This window comes from Shewanella hafniensis (genome assembly GCF_019655335.1).
GTDB lineage: Bacteria > Pseudomonadota > Gammaproteobacteria > Enterobacterales > Shewanellaceae > Shewanella > Shewanella hafniensis.
In genome coordinates, this window is the sequence record NZ_BPFD01000066.1 from 1 (window position 1) to 17044 (window position 17044).

Consider the following 17044-nt stretch of genomic DNA (forward strand, 5'->3'; position numbering starts at 1 on the left):
GGATTGAGAGCTGTGATAGCGTCAAATTCCAATTTTGGATGGGGTGAGTCCAGCGCTCAGAGGCCTTCAATATACCCGCGTAAAGCAGCTTGAGTAAACTGTTCTCGTTAGCAAAACCGCCCTTCGTTTTGGTTAACTTCCTGAATTGTCGATGTACCGCTTCAACTGCATTGGTGGTGTAGATGGCAGTGCGGGCATAGTCTGGGTATTTGAAATACACCGATAGCAGCGCCCACTTGTTGCGCCATGATTTAATCACCACGGGGTATTTATCGCCCCATTTTGTCTCCAGCTCATCCAGTGCCATTTCGGCCGCATTCAAGGTGGCAGCCTTATAAAAGGAAAGAAAGGGCAGGCAGAACTCTTTTGAGATTAACAGCTAACACTGCAAATTCAGGAGTTCACCTTCCCCTGCGAAGTTGCCGCGGGGCGTTGGAATAAATTGCGTGAGTCTCGCCATGGATGGCGAGCTAGCTTTCGTAGGTACATGGATGTTGCCTTCGGAAGCGATAGCAATTTATCCATAAGACCAAGGCCAGTAATCAATGCATGTAACTTCGTTAGGGGCGTCATGGAGCATCCAAGGGCGAAGGCCAGCGGCCGTTTTGAGCGCGAGATAGGGATATCGAGCTGGCAGTTTAACATGGATGTTTTTGATAGGACGAGCAGTCCTCCTTGGTCGATTCTCTAATAAAAATCAGGGGGGGAAGCCCCACGACGTTGATTTTGACTTTGATTTGGATTTGAAAATCCAAACGAAGTTTGGAAATGGGATATGCGCGAGCCATCAATTATGATCAATGGCTCTTTCGAGAAGTTACTCTTCTGTATCAGTAAATGCGGCTTCGGCTTTCTCTAACTCTTGCTCGGTTTTAAGCTGAAACGCTTGTTGCTTTTTAAGTTTGGCTTCTTCTTCAAGTGCCGCTTCTCTTTGTTTAAATTCGTGTCTCTCTGGTTTAGTCAGAAACTTAAACGCGAGCTTGTTGCCTAGCACGTAGGCGACCACGTCTTCACCTTTTGTGCGACGTTCATCGACGCGTTGTGAAAAACGGGCGTTATCGCGGGCTTTACGTTCTGCAGCATTTAACTTACTCATAATCTGTTCTCCTCATTTAGTTAATCACGGTAGTGTTCCACTACGTTCAGTTAAACAAATGAGTTGTGTTGCACATTCATAAAGCTGATTGGGCGGGATTCTACCATAAGCTGGCATTAAATCTGCGCGGTAAAATGCGCCAATCCAAAACAGAATGTTATTGGTGCACTTTATGTTAAAACTTGCTTTATTCTTGCTCATAGTCCGAACAAATCAGGCCTGTGCATTTTACTGTGTTTTGACTATCTTAGGTTATGCTAAAACAGTTTATGGTCCATTGGGTGGTGATTTTCGATAACAAACCAAGGGCAGGGAAGTCATGGGGAAAATAACGGTGAATGATTTACTCTTAAGCGACTTGCTGGCAAAGCTGGCGTCAAGGTTTGCGGCAAATGGGTTGCACCATCAAGAGATTTCGTGGCCTGAGGTTGAGGCCAGTATTTTGCAAAGTGATACGCAAATCCAAAATGCGCTGCATTGGATGGAACACACAGGTGGCGAGCCTAATGTGGTGGGGATTGATGCGAATACGGGCAAATTTATTTTTGTAGATTGCGCGGCGCAAAGCCCTGCGGAACGGCGCAGTCTTTGTTATGACAAAGCAGCGCTCGAGGCGCGCAAGAAAAATAAACCCGTCGGCAGTGCACTGGAACTGGCGGTGCAAATGGGTGTACAAATGCTGACCGAGGCGCAATACCGTGAGTTACAAACCTTAGGCGAGTTTGATACTAAAACCTCAAGTTGGGTAGACACGCCAAAAGATATCAGGGCTCAAGGCGGGGCTATTTTCTGTGATCGACGTTATGGCAAAGTGTTTACTTATCATAATGGTGCAGACTCTTATTATGCCGTGCGGGGTTTTCGGACTCGATTATTAGTTTAGTGCTTGCACGAGCAAGTCTTAGCTAGATAAATGAATCAGTGAAATGAGTGAGTCAAAAGGGACTGCTAACTTTGATCTCGATTGATACAAGCAATATTGGTAATCCCACTCGACTCTGCGTAAACTTTCGCTCCCATGTTTTGATCCGGTGTTGTGATGACCTTTCCCGAGCTTTCTTCTTCCCCTGAGTCGTTAACTTTTGCTGAGCTTGGCTTAAATTCGGCGTTAATTAAGGCCTTGCCTGCAATTCTTAAACATCCGACAAAGGTGCAGCAACTCACGATTCCGGCCATTCTTGCAGGACGGGATTTGTTAGCCTTAGCACAAACCGGTAGCGGGAAAACCTTAGCTTTTGGTTTGCCACTCCTACAACAAATTTTGTTGCAACAGCAAACACAGTTGCAGGGCGCTAAGTCTGTACAGCCTCCAAATGCACTGGCGTTAGTGCTGGTGCCTACACGGGAATTAGCGCTGCAAGTGACTGAGGCGCTGCAAACAGTGGCGAGTCAGTTATCGACTTCGTTGAACATTCAGCTTCTGTGTGGCGGGGTCGCGCAGGAAGACCAATTAGCCGAACTTGCAGCCAAGCCGCAGGTATTAGTGGCAACCCCAGGGCGTTTACTGGATTTATGCAAACTGTCCCACGTCAGCCTTGATTCGATAAAACATCTTGTACTGGATGAAGCTGACCGCCTGCTGGAAATGGGGTTTTGGCCTGATGTGCAAAAGCTGATGGCGTTCATGCCTAAACTTAAGCAAACCTCGTTGTTTTCTGCCACCTTGCCCGAGGCTTTGGATACATTGGCGGGCAAGCTGCTGGTGAATAAGCCGCTACGGGTCGAAGCCCACAAGGTGAATTCAGTGGCAGGTGAAATCGAAGAACAACTCTATTTAGTCAACAAGGGCAGTAAAGCGCAGGTATTGATTGCGCTGTTAAAACAATATCAATGGCCGCAGGTGTTGGTGTTTATCAGCGCCCGTGATGATGCCGATGCCGTTGCTAAACGGCTCGCCAAAGCGGGGATGAAAGTCGCCGCGCTGCACGGTGAAAAAGATCAAAGCGTGCGCAGCCAAACCTTGGCCGACTTTAAAGCCAATCGTATCCAAGTATTAGTGGCGACAGATTTGATGGCGCGCGGCATTCATGTTGATGCCTTGCCTGTCGTCATCAATTTGGATTTGCCCATGAGTGCGCCTGTGTACGTGCACCGCATTGGCCGCACCGCCCGCGCTGGCGAAAAAGGGCTGGCGATTTCCCTCGTGTGCCACGGTGAAATGGCAACGTTAACGGCGATCCGCAGTTTGACCGCGCGGGAGTTACCGCTGGCATTATTGGCTGATTTTCCGGTAACGGATAAGCCGAGTGAAAAAATCACAGATGGCGCCACTGAGGGAAAAGCTGAGCGTAAGCGACCACCACGGGATAAACAGGCGAATCGCCGTAGCATCAATAAGCACAGCGCTAAAGAGTTTAAAGGTAAGCGCTGAGCTTGAAGCTATTCATAGCGTTCGAGCTTGGCGTGCCTCAATCACTAAACAGATAACAGAATAAAGCGCATTGGCCGCTGTTATCACTTTCGCTCTGGGTGTAACTTAGTGACTTATTTACATTAAGGAGCTAAGTCATGGGATCGACATTGGCGTTAAGCAAAGCACTTCATAAAGTGGTGAATAACGGTTTAACGACCCAGCACTTTGTACTTAGGCCATTCCAGAGAGCGGATCTTGAGGCCTTTACCGCCTATCGAGCCGAGCCTAAGGTCGCCCAATATCAAAGCTGGACGGATTACTCTTATAGCGATGCTGTCGCGTTATTTGAGAACATGGATTACTCACAATTTGGCGCGGCGGATACGTGGTTTCAACTGGCGATTGTTAGTGGCGCGTCGGGAGCGATACCTGCCATGTTGGTAGGCGATCTGGCGCTGCACTTTATTGATGAGCAGCAGGTGGAAATTGGCTTTACGATTGCGCCTGAACATCAAGGTAAACATGTGGCTTTTGAGGCCGTCAGCGCATTGCTGGATTACCTCTTTATTGAATTGCATAAGCATAGAGTTATTGCCATCACCGATGCACAAAATCTTGCCTGCTGTCGCTTACTCGAAAAACTCCGCTTTAGGCGTGAAGCCCATCATGTGAAAAACATCTTCTTTAAAGGCGCGTGGGGCGATGAGTTCGTCTATGCCTTGTTAAAGGAGGAGTATTAATTCCCTTTAGGTGCAAAGTATCGCTAACGCGCGCCGCCAGTGTTTCTCTATTTGGCTTATCTTGTCTATCTCAGTAAAATCTTTCCATTAGTTGAGCCCGTGTTGGCTCAAAGATCTTCACGCCCGTCATGGGATTTAAGGAGTGCCACATGAAATCAATGCGTTTAGGCTTAGTAGGTTTGGCGGTCGTGCTCGGATTATCCGCCTGCGCGACCACGCAATCGCCAACGGGGCGAGGGCAGACCTTGTTGTATTCAGCGGCGCAGATGCAGCAGATGGGCGATGCTTCTTTTGAAGAGATGAAAAAGCAGCAAAAGGTGAGTAGCGATAAAAAGCTGACGCAATACGTGAATTGTGTCGCCAATCGGGTGACGGCAGTATTGCCGGACCAAACCCAGCGCTGGGATGTAGTTTTGTTTGACTCAGAACAAGTTAACGCCTTTGCACTGCCGGGTGGCCATATTGGGGTTTATACCGGATTGCTTAAGGTCGCTAAGGGGCCAGATCAGCTTGCTACTGTGCTCGGTCACGAAGTCGCGCATGTGTTGGCGCAGCACGGTAATGAGCAGGTTTCCCGTGGGCAGCTAACGGGCGTTGGAATGCAGATTGCCGATGCGGCGCTAGGGGCGAGTGGTGTGTCGAATCGCGACTTATATATGTCGGCATTGGGACTCGGTGCTCAGGTGGGGGTGATCTTACCCTTTGGCCGTGCCCAAGAGAGCGAAGCCGATATCATGGGCGTAGAGTTAATGGCTCGAGCGGGTTTCAATCCGGCTCAGAGTGTTGAGTTATGGCAGAATATGTCGAAGGTGGGCGGTAGCCAAGGGCCGGAGTTATTATCGACTCATCCATCGAACAGTAATCGCATCGCTCAGTTGCAACAACTGCAAGGGCAGATGCAACCACTCTATGCCAGTGCTAAAACCCAAGTGAAGAATCAATGTGTGGCGCCGAAATAAGCTGCACGCTGCATAGCGAAGTGCCACTTAGCTGAGTGTTAGCGGTTGTTTTCTGGCCGATATACGTCCTTAGCCTATTTACGCTTTTGGATAAATACGCAATAAGTGTGTAAAAAAGCCGCCTTAGTTAAATAAGCAGTCAGTTTATCAGCATAGGTCGCGGAACTATGGTAAACTGGCGCGCAAAATTCCACTGATAAATTGAGAGTCGTTAATTATGTCTGATAAATTCAGTACTGTTGAACAGCAAGCAAGCTACGGTGTAGGCCGTCAAATGGGTGAGCAACTGGCCGCCAATTCTTTTGATGGTGTGGATATTCCAGCCGTTCAAGCGGGTTTAGCCGATGCGTTTGCCGGTTTAGAAAGTGCTGTGTCTATGCAAGATCTGCAAGTTGCTTTCACTGAAATCAGCGGTCGTATTCAAGCTGCTCAAGAGCAAGCTGCTGCAGCTGCGTCTGCTGAAGGCGATGCGTTCTTAGCTGAAAATGCTAAGCGTGATGGCGTGACTGTGACTGACTCTGGTCTGCAGTTCGAAGTATTAGTCCAAGGTGACGGTGCTACTCCAACTTACGAAGATACAGTGCGTACTCACTACCATGGTTCTTTCATCAATGGTGATGTGTTCGATAGCTCTGTGGTTCGTGGTCAACCAGCTGAGTTCCCAGTATCTGGCGTTATCGCTGGCTGGACTGAAGCACTGCAACTGATGCCAGTTGGCACTAAGTTGAAATTATTTGTGCCACATCACTTAGCTTACGGTGAGCGCGGCGCGGGGGCATCAATTCCTCCTTATTCAACTTTGGTATTCGAAGTTGAATTATTAGATATCATCTAATATTGATAAAACGCCTAAGCCTGTCTTAGGCGTTTTCTTATGGAAGACAAAGAAAGATTGAGGAGATTGAAATGAGTGGACAAGTGAGAGTGGCAATCGTCGGTGCCGGTGGTCGTATGGGACGCACTCTTATTGAAGCGGCTTACAATCATGACCATATATTGCTGGGTGCCGCTATTGAGCGCGCAGGCTCTAGTTTAGTGGGCGTGGATGCGGGTGAGCTAGCTGGTGTGGGTAAATTAAAGGTCATGATCATGGATTCGCTGGATTACGCGACCGATGATTTTGATGTCTTGATTGATTTCACTGCGCCAGACGCCAGTATTGTCCATTTAGATTGGTGTGTGCGCCATAAGAAAGCCATGGTGATCGGCACAACCGGTTTCAATCATGCTCAAAAAGAACAGATCAATGCCTTTGCCGAGCAAACGCCGGTCGTGATGGCGCCAAATATGTCTGTGGGTGTCAACTTGATGTGGAAATTACTCGAACTGGCTGCCGAAGTCATGGGTGATTACACAGATATCGAAATTATCGAAGGTCACCACAGACATAAAAAAGATGCGCCGTCGGGTACAGCCCTGAAAATGGGTGAAGTGATTGCTAAGACCTTAGGTCGCGATCTTGAGAAATGTGCCGTGTATGGCCGCGAAGGGATCACGGGTGAACGTGACCGTGAAACCATAGGTTTTGCGACCATTCGTGCCGGTGATCTCGTTGGTGAACACACGGCCATGTTTGCCGATATCGGTGAGCGTTTAGAGATCACCCATAAAGCTTCGAGTCGTATGACCTTTGCTAACGGCGCTATGCGTGCCGCCCACTGGCTCGTGGAGCAAAAACCGGGCTTGTATGATATGCAGCAGGTTTTAGGTTTGCATTAATATTAAAAACGCCGATATGGCGTTTTTTTTTGCACCCAGATACCAATGGGTGGACGGTTTCACGTTTTTCCTGTAAACTCGTCGGAATTTGTCAAAATTTCGTAAATTAGCGGAAATTGGTATCTTAACATAACACAAAAAACATTATATTTCAGTGGCTTGGCTCTTTATGGAGGTCGCGTTGACAAAGTCTGCCTTACTCGTACTCGAAGATGGAACTGTATTCTCTGGCACAGCAATTGGTGCCTATGGTCTCTCTGTTGGTGAAGTTGTTTTTAACACTTCCATGACAGGTTACCAAGAAATTTTAACTGATCCATCCTACTCACGCCAGATTGTAACATTAACCTACCCACACATAGGCAACACTGGTACCAATGATGAAGATGTTGAATCCGATGGGGTTCACGCTTGTGGTCTTATCATTCGTGATCTTCCGCTCATCGCAAGTAGTTTCCGTAATCAACAAAGCTTAAGTGATTATCTCAAAGCGAACAATGTCGTTGGCATAGCAGATATTGATACCCGCAAGTTAACGCGTATTCTCCGTGAAAAAGGGGCACAAGCCGGTTGTATTATGGCAGGTGCAGACTTAGACGTAGCCAAAGCGCTCGCCGCTGCCAAAGCCTTCCCCGGTTTAAAAGGCATGGATCTCGCTAAAGAAGTCACAACCGATAAAACCTACACATGGCGCAAAGGCAGTTGGCGTTTAGTCGGCGGTTTACCTGCAGATACGCCAGCAAATGAGCTTAAATACAAAGTAGTCGCCTACGACTACGGCGTTAAGCAAAACATTCTACGTATGTTAGTGGACCGCGGCTGTGGCGTCACTGTTGTGCCAGCTAAAACCTCTGCCGCCGACGTGTTAGCGATGAATCCCGATGGTGTGTTCCTGTCGAACGGCCCTGGCGATCCAGAACCATGCGATTACGCGATTGAAGCGATTCAACAAATTCTGAAAACCGACACACCGATTTTCGGTATCTGTTTAGGTCATCAGTTGTTGGCTCTGGCTTCAGGCGCAAAAACCTTAAAGATGAAGTTTGGTCACCACGGTGCAAACCACCCAGTGAGCAACATCGAGCAAGGTAATGTGATGATCACCAGCCAAAACCACGGTTTTGCTGCAGATGAAACGACCTTACCCGCCAACATTAAGGTGACGCATAAGTCGCTGTTTGATGGTTCACTCCAAGGTATCCATCTCACGGACAAGCCCGCGTTCAGCTTCCAGGGTCACCCTGAAGCGAGTCCAGGCCCGAACGATGCCGCACCGCTGTTCGATCACTTTATCGAGCTAATCGAACACTATCGTCTTGTAACGAAACGTCAGAACGCTAAGTAATACGCAAGCTAGGAGAAGAGAGAAGCAATGCCAAAACGTACAGATATAAAGAGTATTCTTATCCTAGGCGCCGGCCCAATCGTGATTGGTCAGGCATGTGAATTTGACTATTCTGGCGCACAGGCGTGTAAAGCGCTGCGTGAAGAAGGCTACCGTGTCATTCTGGTGAACTCTAACCCTGCCACCATTATGACTGATCCAGAAATGGCCGATGCCACTTATATCGAGCCGATTCACTGGGAAGTGGTCCGTAACATTATTGCTAAAGAACGCCCAGATGCGATTCTGCCAACTATGGGCGGTCAAACCGCACTGAATTGCGCATTAGAACTTGAAGCCAAAGGCGTACTGAAAGAATTTAACGTCGAGATGATTGGCGCGACCGCCGATGCCATCGATAAAGCTGAAGACCGTAGCCGCTTTGATAAAGCGATGAAAAGTATTGGTCTTGATTGTCCACGCGCGGGCATTGCCCACAATATGGAAGAAGCTTACGGCGTACTTGATCAAGTGGGTTTCCCTTGTATTATCCGTCCATCCTTTACTATGGGTGGCTCGGGTGGTGGTATTGCCTACAACAAGGAAGAGTTCGAAGAGATCTGTTCACAGGGCTTAGAGTTATCGCCAACGAATGAACTGCTGATCGACGAATCACTGATTGGTTGGAAAGAATACGAGATGGAAGTGGTACGTGACCGCAACGATAACTGCATTATCGTTTGCGCCATCGAAAACTTCGATCCTATGGGTGTGCACACGGGCGACTCTATCACCGTTGCGCCAGCACAAACCCTGACTGATAAAGAATACCAAATCATGCGTAACGCCTCTATGGCCGTACTGCGTGAGATTGGTGTTGAGACCGGCGGTTCGAACGTACAGTTTGGTATCAACCCGAAAGATGGCCGTATGGTTATCATCGAGATGAACCCACGTGTATCGCGCTCTTCAGCATTAGCATCAAAAGCAACGGGCTTCCCGATTGCGAAAATCGCCGCTAAGTTAGCGGTGGGTTTCACCCTTGATGAGCTGATGAACGACATCACGGGCGGTCGCACGCCAGCGTCATTCGAGCCTGCTATCGATTACGTTGTGACTAAAGTGCCACGCTTTAACTTTGAAAAGTTTGCTGGTTCTAACGATCGCTTAACTACACAGATGAAGTCTGTGGGTGAAGTGATGGCGATTGGCCGTACTTTCCAAGAGTCACTGCAAAAAGCTTTACGTGGTTTAGAGGTTAGCCGTAACGGTTTAGACCCTATCACAGATATGGCAAAACCTGAGGCGATGCAACGTATTCGCCACGAGCTGAAAGAGCCAGGTTGCGACCGTATTTGGTACATCGCCGATGCGATGCGTGCGGGGTTGAGCTTAGATGAAATCTTTAAGCTGACCAATATCGACCCTTGGTTCTTGGTGCAAATTGAAGAGCTGATCAAACTTGAAGGTGTGGTTGCTGAAGTTGGGCTGGCTGGTCTGGACCATGACTTACTACGCAAACTGAAACGTAAAGGTTTTGCCGATGCGCGTCTGGCCGATGTATTAGGTGTGAACGAAGCCGAAGTGCGTAAGCTGCGTGATAAGTTTGACCTGCACCCAGTCTACAAACGTGTGGATACCTGTGCCGCTGAGTTTGCTACCGATACCGCTTACATGTACTCAACGTACGAAGAAGAATGTGAAGCTAACCCATCGACCCGCGACAAAATCATGGTGTTAGGTGGCGGGCCAAACCGTATCGGTCAAGGTATCGAATTTGATTATTGCTGTGTACACGCGGCGTTAGCGCTACGTGAAGACGGTTATGAAACCATCATGGTCAACTGTAACCCTGAAACCGTTTCAACCGACTACGACACGTCTGACCGTCTATACTTCGAACCCGTCACACTGGAAGACGTACTAGAAATCGTCCGCATCGAGAAGCCAAAAGGCGTTATCGTGCAGTACGGTGGCCAAACACCATTGAAATTGGCCCGTGCCTTAGAAGCCGCTGGCGTACCTGTCATTGGTACTAGCCCAGACGCCATCGACCGCGCCGAAGACCGTGAGCGTTTCCAGCAAGCGATTCAACGCTTAGAGATGAAACAGCCTGAAAACGATACCGTGACTACGGTTGAAGGTGCTGTGATTGCCGCCGAGCGTATCGGTTATCCGTTAGTTGTGCGTCCATCCTATGTACTGGGCGGCCGCGCGATGGAAATCGTCTACGACAAGCAAGATTTGCTGCGTTACTTCAACGAAGCCGTCAGTGTATCGAACGCGTCGCCAGTATTACTCGATCGCTTCTTAGATGATGCGATTGAAGTGGATATCGACGCAGTATGTGACGGTGAAATCGTGGTGATTGGCGCGATTATGGAGCATATCGAGCAAGCGGGTGTTCACTCAGGTGACTCAGGCTGTTCGCTGCCGCCATACACGCTAAGCCAAGAAATCCAAGATCGCATGCGCGTTCAAGTCGGTAAGTTGGCGATGGAACTCGGTGTTGTTGGCTTGATGAACGTACAGTTCGCCGTGAAAGATAACGAAATCTATATGATTGAAGTTAATCCACGTGCTGCCCGTACTGTGCCATTTGTGTCTAAAGCGACCGGTGTGCCTTTGGCTAAGATTGCCGCGCGCGTGATGGCGGGTCAAAGCTTAACGTCGCAAAACTTCACTAAAGAAGTGATCCCACCTTTCTACTCAGTGAAAGAAGTGGTGTTGCCCTTTAACAAGTTCCCGGGTGTTGACCCACTGTTAGGCCCAGAAATGCGCTCTACCGGTGAAGTTATGGGCGTGGGCGATACGTTCGCCGAAGCCTATGCCAAGGCGCAGTTAGGGGCCACTTCTGAAGTGCCTAAGTCGGGTCGTGCATTATTGTCTGTGCGTAACAGCGATAAGAAACGCGTTGCCGATTTAGCGGCTAAGTTAATCGAGCTCGGTTACCAAATCGATGCTACTCACGGTACTGCGATTATCCTTGGCGAAGCGGGTATCAACCCACGTCTAGTGAACAAGGTACACGAAGGTCGTCCACACATTCTCGATCGCATCAAGAATGGTGAATACACTTATATCGTGAACACTACCGAAGGCCGCCAAGCGATTGAAGATTCTCGTCAATTGCGCCGCGGTGCACTGCGTTACAAAGTGAACTACACCACGACCATGAACGCTGCATTCGCCACGTGTATGGCCCATGCCGCTGATGACCGTACTAATGTGACGTCAGTACAAGAACTGCATTTACGCGTATTGGCTAAATAAGCCATAGCGTTAATGTCGTGAGTTAGAGGGCCGCATAACTTAGGTTATGCGGCCTTATTATTTAGGCCAATGTCTGTTTTACTCAATTCTTGAATTTGTTTTATCGAGTTACTTAGTTTGTTTTACTGAGTTTTTTTGAGTATGACTTAACTCTTTTTATCTTCTATTTATGTTGCCTGAGAAAATTATGCCTGCGCCAGCCGCTAGTCCTACTAAAGTTGATACGTTTATTGCGCCGCCTTGCCACGGGCAAATACGCGTGCTCTATCAAGATAGCGACATTCTGCTGATTGATAAGCCGAGTGGATTATTGAGTCTGTCGGGAAAGAATCCGCTGAATCTCGACTCAGTGCATTATCGCTTAGTGCAGGATTTCCCGACGGCCACTTTGCTGCACAGGCTCGATTTTGGCACTTCGGGTATCATGCTGGTGGCGCTGAATAAAAGCGTGAATGGCTTGCTGACCAAGCAGTTTCAGTCGCGAACAGTTGAGAAGCGTTATATCGCCTTGTTGCACGGACATATCGCCGCTGACAGCGGGGTGATTAATTTGCCGATCGCCAAAGATAGTGATCATTTCCCACTACAAAAAATTTGCCACAGCACAGGTAAACCTGCGATCAGCGAATATCGGGTGCTTGAGCGGTTAACCGACCCTTTTGCCACGCGGGTCGAATTTACCCCTGTTTCCGGCCGAACCCATCAACTGCGGATCCACAGCCAGCAATTTGGCCACTCGATTCTGGGATGCGATCTCTATGGTGGCGTGGGTGAGAGTGTGGCTAATAACGCCGATGCACTTGACCCAAACATGACAGAAGTGGTGAGTAACAGCAGATTAATGCTGCATGCGACCCGCTTAGCATTTAATCATCCTATTACGGGTGAGCGTATCGACTGGCTTTGCGAGTGTCCTTTCTAAGTGCTTGCTGAAGAGTCATAGAGTTTAGCGTTCAGCACTTAAAACCTAGAACAATGGGTTTAGTGACCCAGCCCGATACGTTCGGTCTGCATGGGCAGCGCATTGTTGGGGAGCCAAGTATGGTAAATCGTTGCGAAAGTACCATCCGCTTTTATCGCTTCTAGGGCACTTTTCCATTGCTCGATCACCTCATTGGGCGTGCCTTGCGAGAAAGCAATGTAAAGATGGTTAGCGCTGATCGTGAACAGGGACTCTACATCATCAATGCTTGCACCCGCATCCGATAAAATACTCGGCGCGGTGAGATTGGCATTACACCAAAGGTCGATACGGTGCTTCATCAGTTGTTTTGCACTCAATAAGGGCGCGGATGAGGCGGCAACGTTTGTAAATCCCAGTTCGAGTAATAGGCGCTCTTCCACTGAGGCACGATAGACACCAATTGCCTTCGCCGTTTTAGCATCTTCTATTGAGGTAATTTTTATACCGCTATTTTTTAAGGCATAAAAATTGGTTGTGCCGACAGCAACAGGTCCAATCATAGTAAACATCTGTTCTCTTTCTGCGGTGCGCGTCATAGTGAATAACACAGTATTGGGCTGCTCGGTCAACATTTTCCAGCCGCGAGCCCAAGGTACGACTTTAATTGGATCTGGACTCTTGATGCGTTTTTGAATTTCTTCTACGACTTGTACTGCTAAACCAGCAGGTTTGCCATCAACAGAAAAACTGATCGGTGACCATTCTTCCGTATAGATGTTTAGCGGCTGTGCGCTCAGGGAGAAAGCGCAGCAGAGGATAAGTGATCGCAAAAAGTTTGTGACTAATTTCATTAATAACCCTAAAGATTAGAACGTTATAATTGAGTCTCACTGCTTGCTCTTAAAACGATTAAAGATGAACGCTGTGTTCAAATCAAGTATAGCTAGGGGTTGATTTTCTAAGATGAAATTTACTATATCGTTTTTTAACGATAAAAAAGAGCGCGAATATGGCGCTCTTAGGTAGGTTTTATCAATGCGACTGCAGCCTGTTAGAAAACATCAGGCGCGATAGACATCACGCATCAGATTATCAATACAGTGCACAACGCGCATACTGGCGTCTTCCATTGAGTGCAGTTGTTTGACCATCTCAGGTAAATTACCTTTTTGTCTGGCATTGAGTGCGGCTTTACCCGCTTCGTGCACCGCTTTATGTGGTGCATCTAAGGCTTTGAAGTTACTCAAATGCTGATAATTCTCAGCCCCAAACCCTTTGAAATACCATTGTCCGAGACGGCACTCAGTGTGCGAGTTTACACTGTGATTATGCTGTGGTTTTTCAATTAATTGATAAACACTGCTTTTCCAAACCGCGTGGTCGAGCTTAGTGGTATTTAAGAATGACGCGGTAGCAGCGTTATGGATAACCTGCTGCATTTGCTTTGAACGATTCAGTACATCCTCGACCACTTGGCCGATTTGGGTAGAAGAGCTGGCCACGTCAATAGCGCTACTTTGATTGTTATGGACAATTTCTTTAATTTCTGCCGCTTGAATAACGATTTGTTTTACGAGTTTTTCAATGTGGCTACTGGCTTCGTGGGCTTTACTGGCAAGCTGGCGTACTTCATCGGCAACCACAGCAAAACCGCGTCCCGCTTCGCCTGCGCGAGCGGCTTCAATGGCGGCATTCAATGCCAGCAAGTTTGTTTGTTCTGAGATGCCTTGAATCGCGGCGACAAATTGGTTAATTGAAGAGGTCGTCGCATCTAGTTCAGTAACGGCTTTCATACTGCTCGACGCTTGCTCATTAATATAAGTCGCCCTAGTGCCTAAACTTGCCACGGCGATGCGGGTTTGATCAAAAATCTTATCGAGCTCTGACAGTGAATCTTGTTCAGCGGTAAGTAATTCGGCGCTGTTGGCTAATCCTTCGCGCACCGCATTGAGCATGTCTCCACCTTGGTTTTGGCAGGCAATGACCTCAGTGTAGTGATCCGCATTTTGTCGTGATTGCTGCTGCATAGTCTCATTTTCACGGATCATGCCACGCAGTTCATCGATTTCATTTTGGCGTTGTTGTTCTAATTGGATAAGCCGCTCTTTAAGCGCCTTATTTTCAGCTTTGAGCTGGGAATTAAACCACATAAAAAACCTCTAACGTCGCAAGGACTATGGCTATTGCTTATCGATTTACAGTGACTGGGCTCAGCGGTAAATATTGCAATGTTAATAAAAAGTAAAACCATTTGGGTGTTGAAATATTAACTGATCCTTGCGCTTTATTCTTAATTTTTTTAGAGTTTTTGTCGCTTTAATGCGTTGGCGCAAATTAACCCTATTTTTTGAATGAAAAGTGAACCAAGCTAACATTGAAAACTGGGTCAAGTCAGCTGAGCTGGTTCACTTTGAGGTTTTATCGCTATTGATTAGCGCTATGAAGGCTTTATTGCATGCCTATGGCATGGGTAAGTCGAGCACCATAGTTGCAATGCTGAAATAAACCAGCACGCCTATGATATCGGCGATGGAGGTGATGAGTGGCGCACTCGCCGCCGCAGGTTCCATCTTCAATTTGCTCAGTAAGAAGGGCAGAGACATACCAATCAAGCTGCCAATAATCACCACGATTTGCATAGTGAGCGCGACAACCAGTGCGATTTCAGGCCCGCCGCGCCAGAAACCGAGTAGTGATACGGCGGCTGCCATGCTGGCACCTAATAATCCGGCGACAAATAACTCACGGCCCAACATAGATAACCAGTCCTTGAGTACCACTTCCCCCGTAGCTAGACCGCGTACCATTAAGGTCGCCGATTGTGATCCCGCATTACCGCCGCTATCGATCAGTAGTGGCAGGAAGAAGACTAAGGACACATAACTGGCGATGGTATCTTCGAAAAACGCGATACCCGCTCCTGAGAAGATATTACCAAACACCAAAATTACCAGCCAAACCACGCGCTTGCGGTAAAGCAAACCTATGCTGGCGGTCTTGAGGTTATGGTCGATATTGCCTATGGCCGCGGTTTTTGTGAACTCAAGATCCGCCTGTGAGCTGGCAATATCCATGGCATCATCATAGGTGACGATACCGACGAGCTGGCCTTTGCCGTTGACTACAGGCAGCGCCATCAAGTCGTAATGGGCGATCATTTGTACCGCTTCTTCACGAAAGGCATTGGCATCGAGCGCGACGGGATCGGGCTTCATAAAATCGACCACTCGCTCGTGTGGCTGAGCCAGTAATAGCTGCCTTAGCGATACAGTTCCTATTAAGCGGCCTAACATGTCCACCACATAGGTTTGATAAATGGTTTCCTTATCGGCGGCCTCTGTGCGTAGGGTATCGATGGCTTCTGCCGCAGTATGGCGGCTATTCAGTAATGTGTAATCCGATGTCATGACTGCGCCGACCTTGGCTTTATCATAGGCGGCGAGGGTGCGCATATCTTCCCGTTTGGCCAATGCGAGCGCAGGTAAAATGGCCGCTTGCTGGGTTTCATCGAGCTGATTGTAAAGGTCGGCACGTTCATCGGCTGCCATGTGCACCAGCAGTGCAGATAGCGTGGTTTTATCTAATTGCTGAACTAAGCTCGCCTGCAATTCGTCGGTCAGGTAGCGAAATAGATTGGCGCAAACCTTAGGTGAGGCCAGTTGCAACAATAGGACTTGTTGAGCTTGATTAAAGACGTTAAAAACGGCTGCAATATCGGCAGGGTGGCGCTTTTCGGCTAATTCAGCCATGGCGCTGGCACTGCGTTGCTCGCTAATCATCTGCAGGTTATGGATGATTTTTTTAGTGTTGTTTGTGCTGTTATTCATGTTCATAGTTCATTCTCTCAACGATCTAGTGACCAAAGTAAAAGGTGATGTCTGCGCCAAGTTGCAGCGCGTTGCCACTAAGGGCATTGCCTAAGCTCAATTCCAGCTGTAGCTGTCGTTGCGGCGTGTGTTGATAGGCGAACTGATAGGCCGGATTACTCAACTCTTTTTGATAAAGCTCGGCTATCAGGCGATGCTGACTATTGAGTTCATAGGCCGCCGCGATACCCGCAAGTAATTGGGTCGATTGATTAAATTCATGGGTGAAACCTAAGTTGGCATACAGGCTGACATCGGAATCGCCTAAGGTTTTGCCCATAATGCCGAAGGCTTCGGTGGTAAATCCGTTGCCGATATCGAGGTTTTTCTGCAAGTTGATCACCACTGCGCTGTGCCAATCATTCTGCTGCCGATCTGAATCCGAACCTGAATCTGAGTAAGAGCTTAAGTTGAGCGGTAGCTTGATACCGACTTCAGCTTGCTCCTCACGAATAGCGTCATTGGCATTGGACGCTAAACCTAAGTGCCATTCCCATTGATTGCGGCTGCAAGTCGTGGCAGCGTTAAATTGTGGGCGAGCATGATCCGACCTAGGTTGTTGCCAGCCCATTTCTAATTCACAGTGCTCCGCGAGAGCGGGGTCATCCACTTCGAGGTGCGATGCCGCCGCACTCATGCTGTAGTACAAGCTGATACTTGCACAGGATAGAGACCGCAAAATTGCTGTGTTGTTTATGTAAGCCATATTTGGGCTCCTCAGATGTAAACCCTTAGGTGTTAATCCATAGGGAAAACGAAGTCCACTGAGGCAAAAAACGTGCTTTGAGATGCAAAAAATACCCATAACTG

At 48.1% G+C, this 17044-nt stretch carries 14 protein-coding genes and 1 pseudogene; 9 read left to right on the forward strand and 6 right to left on the reverse strand.

Going from position 1 to position 17044, the window contains the following annotated elements; translation table 11 throughout:
- Nucleotides 1-340, reverse strand: a pseudogene (locus K5Q99_RS16620) (transposase); the annotation flags it as partial.
- Nucleotides 341-817: 477 nt separating this feature from the next.
- Nucleotides 818-1096 carry a DNA polymerase III subunit epsilon gene (locus K5Q99_RS16625; protein ID WP_220590959.1) on the reverse strand — a complete coding sequence of 93 codons (279 nt, stop codon included), beginning with the start codon at nt 1094-1096 and terminating at the stop codon, nt 818-820.
- A 319-nt stretch (nt 1097-1415) separates the two neighbouring features.
- Here K5Q99_RS16625 and K5Q99_RS16630 point away from each other — a divergent pair, with 319 nt between their 5' ends.
- From K5Q99_RS16630 to K5Q99_RS16670, 9 genes are all read left to right on the forward strand, one after another.
- On the forward strand, nt 1416-1979 hold the full coding sequence (locus tag K5Q99_RS16630) for a DUF4256 domain-containing protein (protein WP_246604522.1): 564 nt from the start codon (nt 1416-1418) through the stop codon (nt 1977-1979).
- Between the two features lie 156 nt (nt 1980-2135).
- Complete coding sequence (locus tag K5Q99_RS16635) at nt 2136-3467, forward strand: DEAD/DEAH box helicase (protein WP_220777486.1); 1332 nt, start codon at nt 2136-2138, stop codon at nt 3465-3467.
- A 137-nt stretch (nt 3468-3604) separates the two neighbouring features.
- The gene (locus tag K5Q99_RS16640; protein ID WP_220777487.1) at nt 3605-4189 is read left to right on the forward strand and encodes a GNAT family N-acetyltransferase; all 585 of its coding nucleotides are present in this window, start codon (nt 3605-3607) and stop codon (nt 4187-4189) included.
- A gap of 149 nt (nt 4190-4338) precedes the next feature.
- Complete coding sequence (locus K5Q99_RS16645; protein WP_220777488.1) at nt 4339-5148, forward strand: M48 family metallopeptidase; 810 nt, start codon at nt 4339-4341, stop codon at nt 5146-5148.
- A 217-nt stretch (nt 5149-5365) separates the two neighbouring features.
- Complete coding sequence (gene bamJ, locus K5Q99_RS16650) at nt 5366-5983, forward strand: BamJ family beta-barrel-assembly machinery protein (protein ID WP_006083907.1); 618 nt, start codon at nt 5366-5368, stop codon at nt 5981-5983.
- A gap of 71 nt (nt 5984-6054) precedes the next feature.
- Entirely contained in the window at nt 6055-6867 is an 813-nt protein-coding gene (gene dapB / locus K5Q99_RS16655; protein ID WP_006082785.1) for a 4-hydroxy-tetrahydrodipicolinate reductase, read from the forward strand.
- A gap of 169 nt (nt 6868-7036) precedes the next feature.
- Nucleotides 7037-8212, forward strand: a complete 1176-nt coding sequence (gene carA / locus K5Q99_RS16660; protein ID WP_220777489.1) for a glutamine-hydrolyzing carbamoyl-phosphate synthase small subunit — start codon at nt 7037-7039, stop codon at nt 8210-8212.
- Nucleotides 8213-8239: 27 nt separating this feature from the next.
- A complete protein-coding gene (gene carB, locus K5Q99_RS16665) occupies nt 8240-11464 on the forward strand; it encodes a carbamoyl-phosphate synthase large subunit (protein ID WP_106651404.1) in 3225 nt (1074 codons plus the stop codon).
- A 187-nt stretch (nt 11465-11651) separates the two neighbouring features.
- Nucleotides 11652-12386, forward strand: a complete 735-nt coding sequence (locus K5Q99_RS16670; protein ID WP_220777490.1) for an RluA family pseudouridine synthase — start codon at nt 11652-11654, stop codon at nt 12384-12386.
- A 59-nt stretch (nt 12387-12445) separates the two neighbouring features.
- Here the strand turns inward: K5Q99_RS16670 and K5Q99_RS16675 are convergent, their stop codons facing one another.
- The 4 genes from K5Q99_RS16675 to K5Q99_RS16690 all read right to left on the reverse strand — a co-directional run bounded on the left by K5Q99_RS16675 (nt 12446) and on the right by K5Q99_RS16690 (nt 16940).
- A complete protein-coding gene (locus K5Q99_RS16675; RefSeq protein WP_220777491.1) occupies nt 12446-13219 on the reverse strand; it encodes a substrate-binding periplasmic protein in 774 nt (257 codons plus the stop codon).
- Between the two features lie 210 nt (nt 13220-13429).
- Nucleotides 13430-14518, reverse strand: a complete 1089-nt coding sequence (locus tag K5Q99_RS16680; RefSeq protein ID WP_106651402.1) for a methyl-accepting chemotaxis protein — start codon at nt 14516-14518, stop codon at nt 13430-13432.
- Nucleotides 14519-14827: 309 nt separating this feature from the next.
- Nucleotides 14828-16201 carry a magnesium transporter gene (gene mgtE, locus K5Q99_RS16685; protein WP_220777492.1) on the reverse strand — a complete coding sequence of 458 codons (1374 nt, stop codon included), beginning with the start codon at nt 16199-16201 and terminating at the stop codon, nt 14828-14830.
- 19 nt (nt 16202-16220) lie between these two features.
- Entirely contained in the window at nt 16221-16940 is a 720-nt protein-coding gene (locus tag K5Q99_RS16690; RefSeq protein ID WP_220777493.1) for a hypothetical protein, read from the reverse strand.
- Between the last annotated feature and the right edge of the window lie 104 nt (nt 16941-17044).